We start from the raw sequence: 22,444 nt of genomic DNA, 5'->3' as shown, positions 1-22,444 counted from the left end.
GGGTGCGGGACTTGAGGGCAAGGGGCTAGGGACGGTGCTGGGTGCGGGTGACGAGGGCCTTCAGGGCGCGGAACCAGGTCTCGGCCAGGTCGCGGACCGCCTCCTCGGACAACACGGCTTCGGGCCAGGACCAGTGGGCGGCCAGGACGGGGCCGTCGGCGCGGTCCTCGGTCACGACGTTGATGCCGAGGGCGTGGCCCTCCCGCATCTCCGGTTCGGCGCCGATGTCCGCGACGTCCTCCTCCGGGGCGTACGACCAGTCCGTGTCCTCGGGGATGCCGAACCGGCCGAGGTAGTTGAACTCGATCGCCGGTGTCTCGAAGGCGGCGAGGACTGGTGCCGTACGGGGGTTGAGGTGGCGCAGCATGCCGTAGCCGACGCCGTTCGCGGGCAGCGAGCCGAGGTGCCGGCGTACCGCGGCCACCGCCTCGTCCGCGGCCGGGCCGCCCCGGAGGGCGTCGTCGAGGTCGGCCTGACCGGTGTCGAGGCGGACCGGGAAGACGCTGGTGAACCAGCCGACCGTACGCGACAGATCGGCGTCCCCCGCCAACTCCTCCTCGCGGCCGTGGCTTTCGAGGTCGACGAGGACCGGGCCCGGCGAGCCGTCCCCGTGGCGTCGCCGCCAGTCGGCCACGGCGAGGCCGAGACCGGTGAGCAGGACGTCGTTGACGTTGGCGCCGAAGGCGGCAGGCACGGCCGAGAGCAGCGGGCCCGTCTGGTCGGCGGGCAGGCGCAGTGCCAGCTCCCGTACCGTGCCGACGGTGTCGCGGTCCGGGTCGAGCGGCCGGTCCAGCGGGAAGGGCGCGGCGCCTTCGAACACGCCGGTCCAGAAGGAAAGCTCCGCCTCGCGGGCCGGGTCCCGGGCCAGCTCGGCCAGCCTGCGCGACCAGGTGCGGAACGAGGTGTCGACGGGCGGCAGTTCCGCCGGGCGCCCGGCTGCGACGTCCTGCCAGGCGGCGGCCAGGTCGGGCAGCAGGACGCGCCAGGAGACTCCGTCGGTGACGAGGTGGTGGGCCATCAGGAGCAGTCTGCCCGGCTCACCGCCCGCGTCGAACCACACGGCCCGCACCATGGCGCCGGCGTCCGGGTCGAGCGTCGCGCGGGCGGCATGGGCGCGTTCCGCGACCACCGTCCGCAGCTCCTCGGCGTCCAGCCCGGCGACGTCGACCCGCTCGATCCATGCCTCGGTGTCCACCGCGTCGGCGCCTGGGATCTCGATGGTCCAGTCATCCATTGCTGTGCGGACCAGCGTGCCGCGCAGCATGGCGTGCCGGTCGGAGAGGGCCCGCAGCACGGCGGCCAGCTTCGGCCGGTCCAGGGCGGCGGGCGTCCGGACCAGGGCTGCCTGGTGGTAGCCCTTGAAGGAGCCGCCGAGTTCGCGCAGCCAGTGCATGACCGGCGTCAGTGGCACGGTGCCGATGCCGTCGTCGGCCGGGCGGGCACCGGCGGCCTCGGGTCCGGCAGCCGTCGCGACCTCGGCGAGAGCCGCGACCGTACGGTGCCGGAACACCAGGCGCGGGGTGATCCGCACGCCCGCCGCCCGGGCCCTGCTGACGAGCTGCATGGCCACGATGCTGTCGCCGCCCAGGGTGAAGAAGTCGTCGTCGACGCCGACTTCGTCCAGGCCGAGTACGTCGGCGAAGACGCCGCACAGGGTCTTCTCGAGTTCCGTACTGGGAGCCCGGCCGGTGGAGACGGCGCTGAAGTCCGGGGCGGGCAGGGCGGCCCGGTCCAGCTTGCCGTTGGCCAGTGCGGGCAGCCGGTCCAGGAGTACGACGGCGGCCGGGACCATGTAGTCCGGCAGCTGCCCGCCGACGTGCGCACGCAGCCGTCCGGCGTCGGGGAGCCGTCCGGCGACCGGAACGACGTACGCCACCAGCAGTTTCCGCGGGCCCTCCTGACGTACTGTCACCACAGCCTGGGCGACGTCGGGGTGGGAGGAGAGCACGGACTCGATCTCGCCGGGTTCGATCCGGAAGCCGCGGATCTTCACCTGGTCGTCGGCACGGCCCAGGTAGTCGATCTGTCCGTCGGCGGTCCAGCGGGCCAGGTCGCCGGTCCGGTAAAGCCGCGAGCCGGGCGGCCCGAACGGGTCGGCGACGAAGCGTTCGGCGGTCAGCGCGGGGCGGTCCAGGTAGCCGCGGGCCAGGCCGCCGCCGGTCAGGTACAGCTCGCCCGTGACGCCGGGCGGTACGGGCTGCAGCCGGTCGTCGAGTACGTATGCCCGGGTGCCCGCCACGGGTCGGCCGACGAGCGGCCGGTCGCTGTCGCGCACCCGCGCCACGAGGGCGTCGACGGTGGACTCGGTGGGCCCGTACAGGTTGAACGCCTCGGTGCCGGGCAGTTGCCCGAGCCGCTCCCACTGCGCCACCGGTACGGCCTCACCACCGACACCGACCACGGCGAGCGGGCAGCTGCCGTCCTCGCGGACAAGACCCGTCTCCGCCATCTGCGCGAAGAACGACGGCGTGACCTCCAGGAAGTCGAAGCCGTGCTCGACGACGGCCGCCGCGAGCAGTTCGGGGTCGCGACGGGTCTCGTCCGACACCACATGGACGCAGTGCCCGTCGAGCAGCCACAACTGCGGTTGCCAGGACGCGTCGAAGGAGAACGCCCAGGCGTGTCCGGCCCGCAGATGCCGCCGCCCTGTGGCCGCCTTGGCCGGTGCATACAGCGTCTCGCGGTGGCTGTGGAAGAGGTTGCCCACGGTCTCGTGGGTGACGACGACTCCCTTGGGGCGGCCGGTGGAACCGGAGGTGTAGATCACATAGGCCGGGTGGCGCGGAGTCAGTGGGGCGGCGCGGTCGGTGTCGAGCAGGTCGGCGGGGCTCTGGCCCGCGAGCAGTTCCGCGGTCCGCGAGTCGTCGAGGAGCACGGTCGGCGGGCCGTCGGGGGGCAGCAGCGGGGCGAGGTCCTTCGTGGTGAGGACGAGTACCGGGCGGGCGTCGTCGAGCATGTCGCGGGTGCGGCCCGCCGGGGCGTCCGGGTCGAGCGGCAGATAGGCGGCACCGGTCTTCTGCACCGCCAGGATGGCGAGCAGGGTGCGGGCGGTACGGGGCAGTGCCAGGGCGACGATCCGCTCCGGTCCCGCGCCTTGCGTGACCAGTAGCCGGGCGAGCCGGTTGGCCTTGGCGTTCAGTTGGGCGAAGGTCAGCCGGATGCCGTCGGAGGCCACGGCGGGGGCGTCCGGGGAGAGTTCGGCCTGCCGCTCGAAGAGGGCCGGGACGGTGGTCGGCGGGGCGAGTACGGGCCGGTCGTTCCACTCGGTGAGGATCCGTCGGCGTTCGGTGGCGCCGAGAACGTCGATCCGGGTGATCGGGGTGTCGGGGTCGGCAACCACCGCACGCAGCAGGCGGATCAGCCGCTCGGCGAGGGCCTGGGCGGTGGCGTGGTCGAACAGGTCGGTGCTGTACTCCAGGACTCCGTCGACGCCTTCGCCGTCGGCCCGCTCCACGAAGTCGAAGGAGAGGTCGAACTTGGCGGTGGTCTGGCCGATCTCCTCCCGTCGCGAGCGCAGCCCGGCGAAGCCGTCCTCGGCACCGCCCGCGGCGAGGTACACGACCATGACCTGGAACAGCGGGTGCCGCGCGAGCGAACGAGCGGGACTGAGCGCGTCCACCACCCGCTCGAACGGCACGTCCTGGTGGTCGAAGGCGGCGAGGTCCGTCTCCCGTACGCGGCCGAGGAGTTCGCGGAAGGTGGGGTCGCCCGCGGTGTCGGTGCGCAGCACCAGCGTGTTGAGGAAGAACCCGACCAGGTCCTCCAGCGCCTCCTCGGTGCGACCGGCGATCGGGCTGCCCAGCGGGATGTCCGTACCGGCTCCGAGCCGGGTCAGCAGCGCCGCCACCGCGGCCTGGACGACCATGAACATACTCACGTTGCCCGTCCGGGCCAGTTCGCGCAGCTCCGCCGCCAACGTCGGGTCCAGCGGCATGTGCACGGTCCCGCCGCGGTAGCTGGCCTCCAGCGGACGCGGCCGGTCGACGGGGAGCGCGAGCTCCTCGGGGAGTCCGGTCAAGGTCCGCTGCCAGAAGGCGAGTTGACGGGCGGCCAGGCCGGCCGGGTCCTTCTCGTCGCCGAGCATCGCCCGCTGCCACAGGCTGAAGTCGGCGTACTGGACGGGCAGCGGTGCCCGGTCCGGGGCGCGGCCCGCGGCCCGTGCCTCGTAGGCGTCGGTCAGGTCCCGGGTGAGCGGCCCGTCGGACCACTCGTCGCCCGCGATGTGGTGGAGCAGGAGCAGCAGTACGTGCTCGTCCTCGGCGACCTGGAACAGGCGGACGCGCAGCGGGGGTTCACGGTCCAGCTCGAAGCCGTGCTCGGCGGCCTCGACGAGCCACCCGCCCAGCTCCTCCTCGCTGGTGCGGGTGATCTCCACCTCGATCCCGGCCTGCTGCGGGTCGAGGATCAACTGGTGGGCGCGGCCGTCCTGTTCGGGGAAGACGGTGCGCAGCGGCTCGTGCCGGGCGACCAGGTCGTCGACGGCGAGTTGGAGCGCGTCCGTGTCCAGCGCTCCGGAAAGCCGCCAGACGATCGGGATGTTGTACGTGGGGCTGGGGCCCTCCACCTGATACAGCACCCACAGGCGCTGCTGGGCGAAGGACAGGGGCAGCCGCTCCGGCCGTTCCGGAGCAGCGGTCAGGACCGGCCGCGCGGGCTCGTCGGCGGCACCCGCCGTCTGCTCCGCGAGCCGGGCCACCGTCGGGGCCTCGAACACCGTGCGCAGCGCCAACTCGACGCCCAGAGCCGCCCGTACGCGACTGACCAGCCGCATGGCCAGGAGCGAGTGGCCGCCGAGCGCGAAGAAGTCGTCGTCGACACCGATCCGTTCCAGGCCCAGCACGCCCGCGAACAGTCCGCAGAGGATCTCCTCGCGCGGGGTGCGCGGACCCTTGCCGCTGCCCGTTTCCGCCGTGAAGTCGGGGGCGGGCAGGGCCTTGCGGTCGAGCTTGCCGTTGGGGGTGAGCGGCAGGGCGTCGACCGTCACGAAGATTGCGGGGACCATGTGTTCGGGCAGAGCTGCCGCTGTGTGAGCGCGCAAGGCGACGGACTCAGTTGTCCGGTCCGGCGCCGGGACGACGTACGCCACGAGCCGCTGGTCATGCGGAACGACGACGGCGTGGGCGACGGCCTCGTGCCGGGCGAGCACGGCCTCGACCTCGCCGAGTTCGATGCGGAAGCCGCGGATCTTGACCTGGTCGTCGGTGCGGCCGAGATATTCGACGGTGCCGTCGGCCGTCCAGCGGGCCAGGTCTCCCGTGCGGTACATACGGGCGCCGGGTTCGCCGTACGGATCGGCGACGAACCGCTCGGCGGTCAGGCCGGGACGGTCGAGGTAGCCCCGGGCGAGCTGGACGCCCGCCAGGTAGAGCTCGCCGGGGACGCCCGGAGGTACCGGACGCAGTCCGGCGTCCAGGACGTACACGCCGGTGTTCCACACCGGGCGGCCGATCGGCACGCTCTCCGCTTCCGGTCGCACCTCGATCGCGGTGACGTCGACGGACGCCTCGGTCGGGCCGTAGAGGTTGTGCAGCTCGGCGGAGAGCACCTGGTGGAAGCGGTTCGCCAGCGGTACGGGCAGGGCCTCGCCGCTGCACATCACGCGGCGCAGGCCGGTGCACTGCGCGGCGGAGGGCTCCTCGAGGAACAGCTGGAGCATCGACGGCACGAAGTGCACCGTCGTGATCCGCTGCTGCTGGATCAACTCGGCGAGATAGGCCGGGTCCTTGTGGCCTTCCGGCCGGGCCAGGACGAGAGTCGCCCCGGTGATCAGCGGCCAGAAGAACTCCCACACGGACACGTCGAAGCTGGACGGCGTCTTCTGCAACACCCGGTCGTCGCCGGTGAGTTCGTACGTGGCCTGCATCCACTGCAGACGGTTGACGATGCCCTGGTGCGGCACCACCACGCCCTTGGGACGGCCTGTGGACCCGGACGTGTAGATGACGTACGCCGGACTCAACGGGTCGTAGCCCAGCGGCAGTTCACCTGCCGGTCCATCAGGCAGGGCGTCCCGGATCACGCACACGGGACGAGCATCCTCCACCATGAGAGCGAGCCGCTCCTCCGGGTAGTCGGCGTCCAGCGGCAGATACGCCCCACCTGCGCGGTGCACCGCCAGCAGCGCCACCACGAGGTCCACCGATCGAGGCAGCGCGACAGCCACCGTGCCCTCCGGGCCCACGCCCAGGCCGGCCAGCACCCGCGCGGTGTGCTCGACGCGCGCATCCAACTCGGCGTAGGTCAGCCGCTGTTCACCGAGGACGAGGGCGAGCGCGTCGGGTGTGCGGGCCGCCTGGGCGCGGAACAGCTCCGGCAGGGTGGTCGGCTCCACGTCGTGCGCGGTGTCGTTCCACCGGTCGAGGACGGACTGCCGCTCGGACTCCTCCAGGACCTCCAAGTCCCGTACGGGCCGGTCCGGATCGGCCACCACCTGCTCCAGCAGCCGCACCAGACGTCCGGCCAGCCTCTCGGCGGTCGTCGCGTCGCACAGGTCGGCCGCGTATTCCAGGAGCAGCACCAGACGGTCCCGGCCCGCCTCGTCCACGAAGGTGAAGTGGAGGTCGAATTTCGCCATGCCGGTGTCCATGTCGAACCACTCGGTCGGCATGCCGAGCACGTCCGGGTCGCCGTCGGGCCGGTAGTGGTATCCGAGCATGACCTGGAAGAGCGGGTTGCGCCCGGCCACGCGCGCCGGGTTGACCGCCTCGACCACCTGGTCGAAGGGCAGGTCCTGGTGCTCGAACGCCTCCAGCGCCGACTCCCTTACGCGCCCGAGGAGTTGGCGGAAGGTGAGGTCATCGCCGGACAGACCGCCGCTGGAAAGATCGGTACGCAGGACAAGCGTGTTGACGAAGAAGCCGACCAGGTCGTCGAGCGCGTCATCCGTACGGCCCGCGATCGGTGCGCCGAGCGGAATGTCGTCCCCGGCACCGAGCCGGTGCAGCAACGCTGCGGTGGCAGCCTGGAACAGCATGAACATGCTGGTGCCCGTGGCGGCGGACAGCTCGCGCAGCTCCCGGCCGGTGTCGGCGGGCAGTTCGAAGCGGACCTTGCCGCCGCGGCCCGTGGGCTCGGCCGGACGGGGCCGGTCGAGGGGCAGGGTCAGTTCCTCCGGGAGATCGCGCAAGGCATCGGTCCAGTGGGCGAGTTGTTCCTCCCCGAGCCGACCGCCGAGCAGGGTGTCCTGCCAGAGCGTGTAGTCGGCGTACTGCACCGGGAGCGGCGCCCACTCCGGCTCGCGGCCCTCGCGACGAGCCTGGTAAGCAGTGGTGAGGTCGTTGAGGAACGGCCGGTCGGACCACTCGTCGGTGGTGATGTGGTGCAGCACCACGGCCACGACATGGTCGGCCGGAGCGATCCGGAACACCTCGCAGCGCAGCGGGAGTTCACGGCTGAGGTCGAAGGGGCGACGCTGGGCCGTCTCGATGAGAGTGGGCAGGGCGTCTTCGTCCGGGCAGTCCGTGACGGTGAACGAGGGCTCGCCCTCGGCCGCCGGGACGATCCGCTGGTACGGCTCCCCGTCCTCCTCGAGGAACACGGTGCGCAACGCCTCGTGCCGGCCGGCCACGTCCCGCAGTGCGGCCCGCAGCGCGTCCAGGTCGAGTTCGCCGCGGAGCCGGAAGACCAGCGGGAAGTTGTATGCAACGCCGCTGCCGGTGATCTGTTCCACCAGCCACAGCCGCCGCTGGGCGGCCGACAGCGGGATGCGCTCGGGCCGGTCGGCGACAGACGCGACGGCCGGGCGGGCAGGGCGTCCGCCGTCGGCGCGGGCGGCGAGCAGCTCCGGGGTCGGGGCCTCGAAGAGGTCGCGGATCGCCAGTTCGGCGCCCAGCTCGGTGCGGGCCCGGCTGATCAGCCGGGTGGCGAGCAGGGAGTGGCCGCCGAGGTCGAAGAAGCCGTCCTCGGCGCCGACTTCGGGCAGGCCGAGGACCTCCGCGAAGAGCCGGCAGAGCACCTCCTCCTCGGGAGTGCGCGGCCCTCGTCCGGTGCCGAGCGCGACGGCCGGTTCGGCTTCGGGCAGGGCGCGCACGTCGAGCTTGCCGTTGTCGTTCATGGGCAGCCGGTCGAGGGTGACGAAGGCGGCCGGGACCATGTAGTCGGGCAGCCGCTGCTTGAGGTCCTCGCGGAGCTGCCGGACCAGGCTGTTCGCGTCGCGCGCGGCGGTCGGCTCATTGGCGTACGGAGCCTCCCCGCCGCCGGGGTGATACAGCCCGGCGGTCAGCCCGGGGACGTCACCGCCGTCGTCGGCCAGGAACACGGCGTCGTACGTGCCCACTTCGCGGGACCAGGTGGTCAGCACGCGGCAACCGTGTTCGGCGCCGAGGTCGTGCAGCGTCTGCGGGTCCACTCCCCCGTCGGCTCCGATACGGGCGTCGGGGATACCGGCGAGACGCAGCGGGACGGCCGTGCTGACGAGCTCTGCCAGGTCGAGGCCCCCGGTGAAGCCGACGGCCGGGACGTCGTCGAGCCGCAGGGCAGGATCGCCCGCGTACAGCACGGCGTCATAGCGGTAGCGGCTGAGCTCGTTGTGGTGGCGGGCGCGCTTGGTGCGGAGGTCGACTCCGTAGCCGAGGGTGGTGAAGTAGTCGGGGTCGACGAGGAGTTCCTTCTCCAGGCGCAGCCCACGCTCGACGGCCCTGCCCAGAGCGTCACCGCTCACACCGCGCGCAAGCTGGATCTCCGTCTGGAAGGTGCGGGCGAGCCGCAGATTGCGCACGTCGCCGACGAAGAGCGCGCCGCCGGGGGCGAGCAGCTCCATGGCGCCCTGGATCACCGACGTGAGGTAGTCGATGCTCGGGAAGTACTGGATGACGGAGTTGATGACGATCGTGTCGAAGTAGCCGTCGCCGGGCAGCCCGTTGAGGTCGTCGGCGGGCTGGGCGCGGAGCGTGACCTTGGCGGCGAGGTCCGGGTCCTGGCGCAGGTCCTCGCCGATCTTGCGGATGACGGGGGCGGCGAAGTCGGTGGCCCAGTAGGCCTCGGCCCGCGGAGCGAACTGGGACAACAGCAGGCCCGAGCCGACGCCGATCTCCAGGATCCGGCGTGGCCGCAGCGAACCGATCCGTTCGACGGTGGCCTCGCGCCACTCCCGCATGTGGTCGAAGGGGATGGGCTGCCCGTCGTACGAGGAGTCCCAGCCGGCGTAGTCCTCGGTGAAGACGGCGGTGCTGATCTCCTCGTACTCGTCGGAGTAGATCTCCTGCCACTCGCCGACCTGTTCGCGCTCGGCGGTGTCCCGGTCCCCGCCGGTGGGCCGGTCGGGGACGACGTAGCCGACGAGCCGGTCGTCGCGGACGAGGACGGCGGCCTGGGCCACCCTGGGGTGCTGGGCGAGCGCGGTCTCGATCTCGCCGAGCTCCACCCGGTAGCCGCGGATCTTGACCTGGTCGTCGGTGCGGCCCAGGAAGTCCAGGTTGCCGTCGGCGCGACGGCGTACCAGGTCGCCGGTACGGTACATGCGCTCGCCGGGCTCGCCGAACGGGTCGGCGACGAAGCGCTCGGCGGTCAGGCCAGGCCGGTCGAGATAGCCGCGAGCCAGGCCGATGCCGGCGATGTAGAGCTCGCCGGGCACGCCGTCCGGGACCGGTCGCAGCCAGCCGTCCAGGATGTGGGCCCGGGTCCCGCGGATCGGACGCCCGACCGTCGGGGTCGCGCTGTCGAGGGTGCCGCCGCCGAGGGTGTTGATGGTGTACTCGGTCGGCCCGTAAAGGTTGTAGCCGTAGGTGCCCTCGGTGTCGCGCAGCCGGTTCCACACCGTCTCCGAGACGGCCTCGCCGCCGAGCAGCACCAGGGGCGGCCGATGGCCCTCCAACAGGCCCTGCTCGATGAGGAGATGGGCGTAGGTGGGGGTGACGTTGACGACGTCCACGCGATGCGTTTCGCAGTACGCGACCAGGGCTTCGGCGTCGCGCCGCAGCTCCTCGTCGCAGATGTGCACCTCATGCCCCTCGACCAGCCACAGCAGCTCCTCCCACGACATGTCGAAGGCGAAGGACACCGTGTGCGCAATGCGCAGCCGACGGCCGCCCGCCGAGGCGATGGCCGGTTCGAAGATCTCCCGCTGGTGGTTGAGCTGCATGTTGGTCAGGCCGCGGTACGGCGTGACGACGCCCTTGGGCCGGCCGGTGGAGCCGGAGGTGTAGATGACATACGCCGGGTGCTCCAGGCTGAACACCTGGCGCGTCAAGTCGCCTGGGAACGCGGCCAGTTCAGCCGTCACGGCCGGATCGTCGAGCAGCACGCGCGGGCTGCTGGGGGCTGCACCCTCCAGTCGGGCGGCGACCGCTTCGGTGGAGAGGATCAGCGCGGGCCGCGCGTCGTCGAGCATCGCCCTGAGCCGGTCGTCAGGGTAGTCCAGCTCCAGCGGCAGATACGCGGCCCCGGTGCGCAGTACGGCGAACAGGGCGACGACCATGTCCAGGGATCGGGGCAGCCCGAGGGCGACGACCTTCTCGGGCGCGGCACCGCGGGCGAGCAGCAGCCGGGCCATGCGGTTGATACGGGTGTCGAGTTCGGCGTACGACAGCGTCGTGTCGCCGAAGACGAGTGCGGTGTCCTCGGGAGTGGCGGCGGCCTGCGCGGCCAGGAGGTCGGCGATGGTGTCCTCGGGGTCGGGGACACGGCTCGCGGCCCGCTCGCGCTCCAGCTCGGCGTGTTCGGCGGGCAGCAGCGGATCGAGGCCGCCCACGGGGGCGTCCAGGTCCTGGGCCAGCCGCTCCAACAGCAGCGTGAAGCGGTCGAGCAGGTCCTGCGCCTGCCGCCCACCGATGACGTCGGCCCGGTGGGTGAGCGTGACGTGGATGCGCTGCCCCGGTGTGACGACCAGGTTCACGGGATAGTGCGTCGCGTCGACGTTGGCGACGGCTCGGGCGCCGTGCCGGTCCGCCAACTCGGCGAGCCGTTCCTCCGTGTCGCTGTTGCGCAGCACGAAGAGGGTGTCGAACAGGCGGCGGTGGCCGGTCTCGGCCTGGAGGACGCCCAGGCCCAGGTACTCGTACGGCATCACGGCAAGGCGTTCGTCCTGGACGCGCCGCAGCAGGCCGAGCACGGGCGCGGCGGGGTCGTAGGCGATACGGGCGGGGACGGTGTTGAGGAACATGCCGATGACGTTCTCGATGTCCGGCACCTCGCTCGGCCGGCCCGCGACGGTGGTTCCGAAGACCACGTCGGTACGGCCGGTCGCGCTCGCCAGGGCCAGGCCCCAGGCGGCGGTGAGCACCGTGTTGAGGGTCAGTCCGTGCCACCGTGCGGTGTCGCGCAGCCGCTCGCCCAGGTCCGCGGGGAGGGCGGCGTCCAAGCTCTCCGGGATGTCCGGTTCCAGGCCCTGGTCGGCGGCGGCGAGCAGGGTGGGCTCGTCCAGACCGGCGAGTGCCGTACGCCAGGCGCGGGTGGCGACGGTGGTGTCCTGGGCCTCCAGCCAGGTGAGGTAGTCGCGGTACGAGCCGGGCGCGGGCAGGGCGCTCGCGTCGCCCCCGGACTCGTACAGGGCGAAGAGGTGGTCCAGGAAGACCCAGGCCGACCAGCCGTCCCACAGCAGCAGATGGCGTCCGACGACCAGACGGTCGCCGCGCTCCTCGCCGAGCCGCACAAGAAGCATCCGGAACAGCAGCGGCCGGGTCAGGTCGAAGCGGCGGGTGCGCTCTTCGTCCATCAACTCCCGTAGCTGTACCTCCTGTTCGGCGGCGGGCAGCCCGGACAGGTCGACCTCGTGGAGCGGGATCTCCGGGTCGCGGACGATGAACTGCACCGGCTGGCGCAGGCCTTCGCTGGTGAACCCGGCGCGCAGGCTGGGGTTGCGTTCCAGCAGGACGCGGGCCGCGGTCCGCAGCCGGTCCGCCTCGAGGGGCGTGGCGAAGTCGAACGACTCATGGACGGTGTAGACGTCCAAGGCGCTGTCGTCGTACGTCGAGTGGAAGAACAGCCCTTCCTGGAGCGGGGCCAGCGGCCAGATGTCCTCGACGGGGTATGGGCTGAGCCGGTGTACGCGCTCGGTCTCCTCGGCGGTGAGGCAGAAGGCGGAGGTCAGCGTGCGGGCCGAGGCCACGGGGACGGCCGCCGTGGCGAGGGCCGCTGGTGTGCGGTGCTCGAAGACGTCCCGGGGGTTGAGCTCCAGGCCCGCCCTGCGGGCGCGGCTGGAGACGCCGATCGAGGTGATGCTGTCGCCGCCGAGCATGAAGAAGTCGTCGTCGATGCCGACGTCGTCGAGCTTCAGCACGGCCGCGAAGATCTCGGTGAGGGCGTGCTCGCGCTCGTCGCGCGGGGCCCGCGCTTCGGCGCGTACGGTCCGCGGCGCGGGCAGTGCGGCCCGGTCGAGCTTGCCGCTGGGGGTCAACGGCAGGGCGTCCAGGACGACATAGGCGCCGGGCACCATGGGCGCGGGCAGCGAATCGGCGAGGGCGGCCTGGAGTTCGGCGGGCTCCGGCCGCGCATCACGAGTGGGGACGACGTACGCGATCAGGGCGCTGCCCACGACGGTCACGGCGGCCTGGGCGACGGTTGGCTGTCGGCCCAACGCGGCCTCAATCTCGCCGAGTTCGATGCGGTTGCCGCGGATCTTGACCTGACGGTCGGTGCGGCCCAGGTACTCGACGGTCCCGTCAGTGCGGCGGCGCACCAGGTCACCCGTGCGGTACATGCGCTCGCCGGGCGCGCCGTACGGATCGGCCACGAACCGCTCGGCGGTCAGGCCGGGGCGGGCGTGATAGCCGCGCGCCAGCTGAACGCCCGTCAGGTACAGCTCGCCGGGGGTGCCTTCGGGCACGGGGCGCAGGCAGGAGTCCAGCACGCGCAGGCCGGTGTTCCACACCGGGCGGCCGATGGGCACGGTGGTACCGGGTGCGCCGTCGTACGGGTGGTACGTGACGTCGACGGCGGCCTCGGTGGGGCCGTACAGGTTGTGCAGCGGTACCCCGGTGAGCTCGCGCCAGTGGGACGCGGCGGCGACAGGCAACGCCTCGCCGCTGCTGAAGACGCGGCGCAGGGAAGAGGCCCAGGCCGGGTCGGCGGTGATCTCCTCCGACTGCAGGAAGGCTTCGAGCATCGAGGGCACGAAGTGCAGGGTGGTGACGCCCTGTTCGCGGATCAACTCGGCCAGGTACGCCGGGTCGCGGTGCCCGTCGGGGCGCGCGAGGACGACCGCGGCGCCCTCGCACAGCGCCCAGAAGAACTCCCAGACACTGACGTCGAAGCTGGCCGGGGTCTTCTGCAACACGCGGTCTTCGGCGGTCAGTCGGTACTCGCCCTGCATCCAGGCGAGACGGTTGACGATCGCACGATGGGTGACAACTACGCCCTTGGGACGGCCGGTTGAGCCGGAGGTGTAGATCAGGTAGGCCGGGTCGTCGGGACGCGCGGGGACGGAGACGGACGGGGCTTCAGGCGCGGACTCGGCCGGGGTGTCCACCAACAACGGTGTGAGGCCGGGGACTTCGGGCAGTCGGGGAGCAGTAGCAGCGGTGGTGACGACCGTCGCCGCTCCGGAGTCGGTGAGCATGTGCGTCACGCGGTCGGCCGGGTAGTCCACGTCGACCGGGAGGTAGGCGGCGCCGGACTTGAGCACACCCAGCAGGGCGACCATGAGTTCCGTGGAGCGCGGTACGGCGACCGCGACGACCGTGCCGGGGCAGGCTCCCCGGGCACGGAGCCGTGCCGCCAACTCCTCGGCGCGGGCGTCGAGTTCGCGGTACGTGAGCGTCTCGTCCTCGTACACCACGGCCGTTGCCCGCGGGGTGCGGGCGGCCTGCGTCTCGAAGGCGGCGGCCAGCGTCGTCTCGGGTACGTCGCGTCGTTCGCCGGCCGGGTGGGCGAGGGACAGTTCCTCCGCCGAGAGCAGTTCCAGGGCGGCGGCCGGCTGCCCGGGGTCGGCGGCGAGGGCGCCCAGGATCCGGGTGAGCCGGTCCGCGATCAGGTGCACGCTCTCGGCGTCGAGCCGCTGGGCGTGGTGCTTCAGGCGCAGATCGAGTCGGCGGCCCGGCTTCACGATCAGGGCGAGCGGGTAGTGCACGGCGTCGTGGAACTCGTGGCCCGTGACGTGGACGGTGCCGGAGGGGTCGGTGAGGCCGGCCGCGGACGGGTAGTTCTCGAAGACGACCAGGGTGTCGAAGAGTTCGCCGCTGCCCGCGAGCCCGGCGACCCGCTGAAGCTCCGCGAGGCCGAGGTGCTGGTGGTCGAGGAGCCGCGCCTGCTCGTCCTGGAGCCGGCCGAGCAGCTCGGCGAGGGTGTCGGCGGGCTCCCAGCAAAAGCGCGTGGGCAGGGTGTTGATGAACAGGCCGACCATCGACTCGATGCCCTCGACCTCGGCGTCACGGCCGGAGACGGTGGTGCCGAACACCACGTCCTGCCGGGCGGTCAGCCGCCCGATCAGCAGACCCCAGGCGCTCTGCACGACCGTGCCAAGGGTCACCCCGAGCTCCCGGGCACGCGCCGCAAGCCGGGCGGTGACCTGCTCGGACAGCTCGACACGGACCTGCGCGGGCTCGATCGGCGTACCGTCGGCGGGCGCCTCGACCAGCCGCGTGGGCTCGTCAAGACCGGCGAGCGCGGTGCGCCAGGCCTCGCGGGCGGCGTCGCGGTCGGCGGTGGCCAGGCGGCGAAGGTACGAGCGGTACGGCGCGACCTCGGGCAGTTCGGCCGGAGTGTCCCCGTAGCAGGCCATCAGCTCGCGGTGCAGCACCGGCAGGGACCAACCGTCGGCGACGATGTGATGGAAGGTCAGCAGCAGTCGGCTGCGGTTCTCGCCGAGCCGTACGAGCGCGCAGCGCACCAGCGGCGGGCGAGCGAGGTCGAAGCGCCGGGCACGTTCGTCGGCGGCGACCGCGTCGGCGAGCGGCGGCCGGGCCTCCGCGTCCTGCGTGGACAGGTCCACCTCGCGCCAGGGCAGCTCAAGGCGGTCGGCGACGAGCTGCACCGGGTGGCCGTCGGCGAGTTGGCGGAAGCAGGCGCGCAGCGGGGCGTGCCGCTCCAGGACGCGCTGGGCGGCCCGGCGCAGGGTCTCGCCGTCGACCGGGCCGGACAGTTCGAGGGCCTGCTGGACGACGTACGCGTCACGGTCGGCGCCGTCGACGAGGGAGTGGAAGTAGAAGCCCTCCTGGAGCGGGCTCAGCGGCAGCAACTCCTGGACGCCGACCGGGTGTTCACCTTGCAGCTCGGCGAGTTCGGCTTCCGTGAGCCGGAGTAGCGGAGTGTCCTGCTCGGTGTCCTGCGTGTCGGTCCGCACGTCGGCGGCTTCGGCGAGGGCCGCGACCGTACGGTGCCGGAAGACGTCGCGGGAGCTGAGCCGCAGCCCGGCCCGGCGGGCGTGGACGAGGAGCTGGATGGCGGTGATGCTGTCGCCGCCGAGCGCGAAGAAGTCGTCGTCGATGGTGGCCGAGCGCAGGCCGAGCACCTCGGCGTAGGCCGCGCACAGCAGTTCCTCGCGGGCGTCGCGCGGGGGGCGGCCGGAGCTGAGGGCTCCGTAGTCGGGGGTGGGCAGCGCGGCTGAGTCGAGCTTGCCGCTGGGGGTGACCGGGAGGCGGTCAAGGGGGACGACGGCGGCCGGGACCATGTACTCCGGGAGCCGGTCGGCCGCGTACGAACGCAGCGCCCTCATCAGGGCGTTCACGTCACGGAAAGGCGCGGGGCGGTTGGCGTGCGGGACCGTGCCGGACGGGCGGTACAAGCGGCTGTCGTACGAGGCGTCACCGAGGGCGAACAGCACATCGAGGCTGCCGTCGTCGGCGGAGCCGTTCCAGGTGACGGCGACCCGGTGCCCGTGCCGGGATGCGAGGGCATGGAACGCCTCCGGGTCCGGCGCGCCGGCCGGAGCGGCGGTGCGGCTGCTGTCGTCCAGGGCGGCCAACGCGGCCAGGTCCTCGGCGAGCCGGACGTTCGGCACGCCCACCACCCGGAGCAGTGACGGCCCTTCGCCCAGGCGGGCGTCGAGGTCGTCCAGGCCGCCGAGGTCGCCCCACGCGATCTCCTCGCCGTCCGCCGGAGCCGAAGCGGCGGCGTCGCGCTTGGTGAGCACCACGTCATAGCGGTACCGGGTCAGCTCGTTGTGATGGGCTCCGCGCTTGACACGGATGTCGGCGTCGAAGCCGTCGAGCGCGGCGAAGAAGTCGGGGTCGAGCAGCAGCTCCCCCTCCCAGGCCACCGACCGCTCCACGGCGGTGCGCAGGGCCTGCTTGTCCTCCGGGTCGCCGGCGCGGCGGGTCTCCACGGCCGCGCGCAGGCAGCGCAGCAGACGGGCGTTGCGGACGTCGCCGACGAACAGCCGGCCGCCGGGGGCGAGCAGTTCCGCGGCGGCGCCCAGTACCTCGGCGAGGTAGCCGGCGCTCGGGAAGTACTGGGCGACGGAGTTGATGACGACGGTGTCGAAGTAGCCCTTCGGCAGCCCGGAGGTGTCGTGCGCGGGCTGGGCGCTCAGGCGGACCCGGTCGACCAGTTCCGGCACCGCATCGACCTGGGTGCGCAGGGCGCGTACGGCCTCCTCGGAGAGGTCGGTGCCCCAGTACGCCTCACACCCGGGCGCGACACGGGAGAGGATCAGTCCGCTGCCGACGCCGATCTCCAGGACCCGGCGGGGCGTCAGCTCCTCGATACGGGCGACGGTGGCGTCACGCCACTCGCGCATCTCGTCGACGGGGATGGGCAGGCCGTCGTACATGCTGTTCCAGCCCGCGAAGTTCTCGCGGAAGCCCGCCGAGCTGTCCCGGCGGCCCTCGGATCCGGCCGCCGAGTAGAGCAGTTCGTGCAGGTCCTTCCACTCCTGCACCTGCTCGGTCTCGTCCCCGGCCGCCTCGGCGTCCAGGGAGGGCACGACGTAGGCGGCCAGCCTGCGGTCACCGGGCCGGTCCTCACGCACCACGACCGCCGCCTGGTCCACGGCCGGGTGGCCACGCAGTACGGACTCGATCTCGCCGGGTTCGATGCGGAAGCCGCGGATCTTCACCTGGGAGTCGGCCCGGCCGAGGAACTCAAGGCGCCCGTCGGCCTTCCAGCGCACCAGGTCGCCGGTGCGGTACAGCCGCTCGCCGGGCGCCCCGAAGGGGTCGGCGACGAACCGTTCGGCTGTCAGGTCCGGCCGCCCCAGGTAGCCGCGGGCCAGGCCCGCGCCGCCGAGGTAGAGCTCACCCGCCACGCCCGCCGGGACGGGCTTCAGCCGGGCGTCGAGGACGTAGGCGCGAGTTCCGGGGTCGGGGACGCCGATGGGCACGATGGTGCCGGCGGGGGTGTCGGGGTCACAGAGGCCGAGGGTGGAGTTGGTGGTCGCCTCGGTCGGGCCGTACGCGTTGAACATCATCCGGCCGCGCGCATAGCGGCCGACCAGTTCGGGCGAGACGCGTTCGGTGCCGGCGAGGAGGGTGGCGGGCGGCAGTTCGATGTCCTCGGGCATGGCCGCGAGCAGGGCCGGCGGGAGAATCATGAAGGTGATGCCGTGGGCGTGCGCGTACTCGGCGAGCGGCGCGCCCGGCACCCGGCGCTCGGTCGGTACGACGACGAGCCGGCCTCCGGAGAGCAGTCCGAGGCACAGGTCCCAGAACGCCACGTCGAAGCTGGGCGAGGCGAACTGGAGCACCCTGCTGTGCGGGCCGATGCCGAACCGTTCGGTCTGCGTCGCGACCAGCTTGGCGACGCCCGCGTGCGAGAGCACCACGCCCTTGGGGCGGCCGGTGGAGCCGGAGGTGTAGATCACGTAGGCGGCGTTGCCGGTGGACAGCGCTTCGGGGGTGGGATCGTGCGCCGAGCGCTGCTCCAACTCCCGTACGGTGTCGGGCTCGTCGAGGATCAGGCGGTCCATGCCGTCGCTCGGCGGGATGTCGGCGGCGGCCTCGGTGGTGGTGACCAGGCAGGCGGGGGCCGCGTCGGTGAGCATGTAGGAGATGCGGTCCGCCGGGTAGTCGGTGTCCACCGGCAGGTAGGCGGCGCCGGACTTGAGTACGGCGACTTCGGCGATGATCAGCTCGGCCGAGCGGGGCACCGCGAGCGCGACGACTTGTTCGGGTCCGGCGCCGCGGGCGATGAGGGCGTGGGCGAGCCGGTTGGCGCGCTCGTCGAGCTCGGCGTAGGTCAGCCGGGTGTCCTCGAAGACGAGGGCGACGTCGCCCGGGCGCAGGCGTACCTGCTCGGCGAACAGCTCCGGCCAGGTGCGCGCCGGTACGTCGTGCTCGGTGTCGTTCCACTCCTCGACGATGCGGTGGCGCTCGTCGGCGGCGAGCAGTTCCAGTTCGCCGACGGGAGTGTGCGGCCGGGTGAGGGCGTCGGCCAGCAGGGTCGCGTAGTGGTCCGCGATGCGCTCGGCGGTCGCGGCCTCGAAGAGGTCCTGACGGTAGGTCACACGCACTTCGTCCGCAGAGACTTCGCCGTCAGAGACGTCCGCAGCGACTTCACCCGCGGTGACTTCGAGCGTGACGTCCAGCGGGCCGGCCGATGTGGTGTCCCCGAAGGCCGTGTTGAACAGCAGACCGCCGCCGCGGGTGGGCTCCGGACTCAACTGGGCGGTGAGAGCGGACAGTTCGACCCGGTGGTCCCGGGCCTCCGCACAGGCCTCGGCCACCCGGCGCACCAGTTCGGTGAACTCCATGCCGCCATCCAGGGCGACCCTGACCGGCAGGCCGTCGTACCCGACGGTGATGTCCCGCGCGCCGCTGTAGCGGTGCAGTACCGCGACGTACGCGGACAGCAGCGTCGCCTCGTCGGCCGCGGTGCCCAACGGGCGGCTCACCGCCCGCTGTTGCCCGCCGGGCCGCAGGGGATACGGGAAGTCGACCGGGAGGGCTGTCTCCTGAGGGAGCGGATCGAGCCGTCGACTCCAAAAAGTCTGTACTTCGTTGTCGTCGATGCCTGACACACGCTCTACAAAACCGGACACAGCTGACCGTGCCTCCCGGATGTGCGGAACCGGCTCTGCCGGAGGACCGCAGGTCATACTAAGGTAAGGATTACCTAACCAAAAGACCCAATCGCCACAGAGGCCAAGCTCACGACTAGGATTAAGGCCTGCCTAACCTAAGGGAGTCTGGTCCGTGGAGACCGAACGGTGAAGCGGGGCAAGAGACTTGGCCCCGTACTACTGGTGGCGCTGCTCGGCGCTGTTCTGGTGGTGCTCTGTCTGCTGTCGCTCGCGCTGGGCGCCGCAAGCGTTCCCCCGGACCAGGTGATCCGGACGCTGTTCGGCGACGCCCCGAGCCGGTTCGTGGACAACATCGTCTGGTCGGCACGGGTACCGCGCACCACGCTGGGCCTCGCGGCGGGCGCCGCCCTGGGCCTTGCGGGCGCCCTCATGCAGGCCCTGACCCGCAATCCGCTCGCGGATCCCGGGATCCTGGGGGTCAGCGCGGGCGCCACCTTCGCCATCGTGCTGGCGGTCGGGGTGTTCGGGTTCGGCTCGTTCTACGGGTACGTCTGGTTCGCCTTCGCGGGCGCGCTCGCGGCGAGCGTCGTGGTCTACCTCCTCGGCGGCCTTGGGCGCTCCGGCCAGACGCCGGTGAAGCTGGCGCTCGCCGGTATCGCGGTGACCTTCCTGCTCACCTCGCTCACCAGCGCCATCGCCCTGACCGACCCGGACGCACTCGACCGCTACCGCTTCTTCACCGCCGGCTCCATGGCCGACCAGGACGGTGCCACGGTGCTGCGGATCCTGCCGTTCCTCGCCGCCGGCACCATTCTGGCCCTGGTCTGCGCTCCGGCCCTCAACAGCCTGGCCCTCGGCGAGGACGTGGCGGCCTCCCTCGGCCGAAACCTCGGCCTGATCCGGCTGCAGGGCGTCGCCGCGGTCACCCTGCTGACCGGGGCCGCGGTCGCGGTCATCGGCCCGATCGTCTTCATCGGCCTGGTGGTCCCCCATGTCGCCCGGGTCCTCGCCCAGATGGCGGGGATCGGCCCCGACCACCGCTGGCTGCTACCGCTGTCGGCCGTCCTCGCCCCGAGCCTGCTGCTCGCCGCGGACATCATCGGCCGCCTCGTCGCACGGCCGACCGAGGTCCAGGCGGGCATCGTCGTCGCCTTCATCGGCGGCCCGTTCTTCATCGCCATGGTCCGCCGACGCCAGCTCGCGGAGGTGTGACCGTGGCCAACTCAAAGTCCACCCTCACCAAGTCCCCCTTGGACTCCGGCACTTCGCCCGCCCCCGCACGCGTCCGTTCCTACCGCACCTTCCGACTGGCCGCCCCGCCGGTCTCCGGGATCTTCCGTCCCCGCCTGGTGGCGCTGAGCGCGGTGCTCGCCACGGCCACCTTCCTGCTGTTCTGCTGGGGCCTGACGATCGGCGACTATCCGATCGCCTTCGCCGATGTCGTACGCGCCCTCGTCGGCACCGGCGACCCCGGCACCGTCCTCGTCGTCCAGGAACTGCGGCTGCCACGCTCCCTGGTCGGACTGCTGGCCGGGATCGCGTTCGCCGTCTCCGGTGCGCTGTTCCAGACCATGACCCGCAATCCGCTGGCCAGCCCCGACATGATCGGCCTCACCCAGGGTGCGGGCACCGCCGTGGTCGCGGGCATCGTGCTGGGCTGGGACGGCGGCCTCGGCACCCAGGCCCTCGGACTGGTCGGCGCACTCGCCACCGCCCTGATCGTGTACGCCCTGGCCTGGCGGCGCGGCACCACCGGCTACCGGATCATCCTGATCGGCATCGGCGTGGCCTGGATCTGCACCAGCGCCACCGACTACCTGCTGGCCAAGGGCGGACGGTTCGAGGCCCAAGCCGCCCTCGGCTGGCTGGTGGGCAACCTCAACGGCCGTACGTGGGACCAGGTCACCCCGCTCGCCGTCGTACTGGCGGTGCTGCTGCCGGCGTCGCTGCTGCTCGGTCGGCTGCTGCGCACCCTCCAGCTCGGCGACGACGTCGCCACCGGCCTCGGTACCCGGGTGCAGTTCGTGCGCCTGTCCATCCTGCTCACCGGGGTCGGGCTGATCGCCTTCGCCACCGCGTCCGCGGGCCCCGTCGCCTTCGTGGCGCTCGCCGCGCCGCAGATCGCCCAGCGGCTGGCCGGCACCGCCTGGCCGCCCCCCGTCGCCTCGGGACTGACCGGCGCCCTGATGGTCCTCGGCAGCGATCTCATCGCCCGTACGCTCATCTCCGGCACGGAACTGCCGGTCGGAATCGTCACCGGCGTGCTCGGCGCGCCGGTCCTGCTCTGGTTGCTCGTCCGCGTGAACCGCGCGGGTTCAGGAGGTTGATCCATGTCGGTTGATCCCAAGTCGGCGGACGCCTCACCCGCGGCCGACCCGGACCTGCGGGCGAGCGGGCTGCGCCTGGCGTACGACAACCGGCTGGTCGTGGACGGCCTCGACCTGGCCGTACCGCCCGGCCGGATCACCGCGATCGTCGGCGCCAACGCCTGCGGCAAGTCCACGCTGCTGCGCGCCCTGGCCCGGCTGCTCGCGCCCCGTGAGGGCGCCGTCCACCTGGACGGCCGGGCTCTGCAGTCCATACCGTCCCGGGAACTCGCCCAGCGTCTCGGCATCCTGCCGCAGAGCCCGGTGGCCCCCGAGGGGCTGACCGTCATCGACCTGGTCAACCGCGGCCGTTCACCGCACCAGACCTGGTGGCGGCAGTGGTCCAAGGCCGACGAGCAGGCCGTGCACCAGGCGCTGGCCGCCACCGCGATGACCGACCTCGCGGACCGTCCGGTCGACGAGCTCTCCGGCGGGCAGCGCCAGCGCGCCTGGATCGCCATGGCGGTCGCGCAGGGCACGCCCGTACTGCTCCTCGACGAACCGACGACGTATCTGGACCTGGCCCACCAGATCGACGTACTGGACCTGATCACGGACCTCAACCGGCGCGAGAACCGCACCGTCGTGATGGTACTGCACGATCTCAACCAGGCCTGCCGCTACGCCGACCACGTCGTCGCCATGAAGTCCGGGCGGATCGCCGCCGAGGGCCCGCCGGCCGAGGTCATCACCGCCGAGACCGTGGCGGACGTCTTCGACCTGAACTGCAAGATCACCATGGACCCGGTCAGCGGCACACCCCTGGTCATTCCGATGGGGCGCCACCACGGGGCCGACACGGGTCAACCGGCCCGTACGTGAGAAGAGGGCGTACGAGTACGTGAGAAGGGGACGTATGAGCCGGATCAGGTGCCCTTGACCCACTGACACCAGGCGGATTCCGGATCGGCGTACAGGGTGAACCGCGGGTCGCCGGTGACGGACTCGCGGATGTGGCCGGGGGCTCCGATGAGATGGAAGCGCGCGGCAGGATCCTTCGGGAAGAGGGCGTGCGGTTCGCCTTCGGAGAGCCCGTCGGCACAGCGGAGTTCCTGCAGGTCGAGGAAGAACTCCCGGTGCCCGTCCTCGACTTGATCGTGCAGCCGCTGTCTCAGCTGCCGCCCAGTGGTGGCGCCCAGCGTGCCGCTGACCGCCATCCACAGGCGGAACGGCGCCTCAGCCAGCACGCGCATGCGAATGACCGTGATTTCCAAGGGTGTTGTGCTCCAGTGATGCTTGTGTCGCGGTG

5 protein-coding genes are annotated in these 22,444 nt (G+C 72.1%); 3 read left to right on the top strand and 2 right to left on the bottom strand.

Going from position 1 to position 22,444, the window contains the following annotated elements:
- Window positions 1-25 precede the first annotated feature (25 nt).
- Window positions 26-18,826 (bottom strand): non-ribosomal peptide synthetase, encoded by an 18,801-nt coding sequence (locus tag OP79_RS31655; RefSeq protein WP_033325064.1) that lies wholly within the window; start codon window positions 18,824-18,826, stop codon window positions 26-28.
- 189 nt (window positions 18,827-19,015) lie between these two features.
- Here OP79_RS31655 and OP79_RS31650 point away from each other — a divergent pair, with 189 nt between their 5' ends.
- Genes OP79_RS31650 through OP79_RS31640 form a run of 3 tightly spaced genes read left to right on the top strand, consistent with a single transcriptional unit; the run spans window position 19,016 to window position 22,017 of the window.
- The gene (locus OP79_RS31650; RefSeq protein WP_033325063.1) at window positions 19,016-20,041 is read left to right on the top strand and encodes a FecCD family ABC transporter permease; all 1,026 of its coding nucleotides are present in this window, start codon (window positions 19,016-19,018) and stop codon (window positions 20,039-20,041) included.
- 38 nt (window positions 20,042-20,079) lie between these two features.
- Entirely contained in the window at window positions 20,080-21,156 is a 1,077-nt protein-coding gene (locus OP79_RS31645; RefSeq protein ID WP_033325093.1) for a FecCD family ABC transporter permease, read from the top strand.
- A 3-nt stretch (window positions 21,157-21,159) separates the two neighbouring features.
- A complete protein-coding gene (locus OP79_RS31640; RefSeq protein WP_051745063.1) occupies window positions 21,160-22,017 on the top strand; it encodes an ABC transporter ATP-binding protein in 858 nt (285 codons plus the stop codon).
- 44 nt (window positions 22,018-22,061) lie between these two features.
- On the opposite strand, the gene OP79_RS31635 is transcribed toward OP79_RS31640, so the two are convergent.
- On the bottom strand, window positions 22,062-22,388 hold the full coding sequence (locus OP79_RS31635; RefSeq protein WP_033325062.1) for an STAS domain-containing protein: 327 nt from the start codon (window positions 22,386-22,388) through the stop codon (window positions 22,062-22,064).
- Window positions 22,389-22,444: the final 56 nt, after the last annotated feature.

This window comes from Streptomyces yerevanensis (assembly GCF_000716805.1).
Taxonomy (GTDB): domain Bacteria; phylum Actinomycetota; class Actinomycetes; order Streptomycetales; family Streptomycetaceae; genus Streptomyces; species Streptomyces flaveus.
This window is presented reverse-complemented; position numbering and strand designations above follow the sequence as displayed.

Bases quoted from the DNA above. Each gene is read 5' to 3' on its own strand.
- OP79_RS31640 (WP_051745063.1), top strand. From the start codon at position 21,160: ATGTCGGTTGATCCCAAGTCGGCGGACGCCTCACCCGCGGCCGACCCG.
- OP79_RS31635 (WP_033325062.1), bottom strand. From the start codon at position 22,388: ATGCGCGTGCTGGCTGAGGCGCCGTTCCGCCTGTGGATGGCGGTCAGC.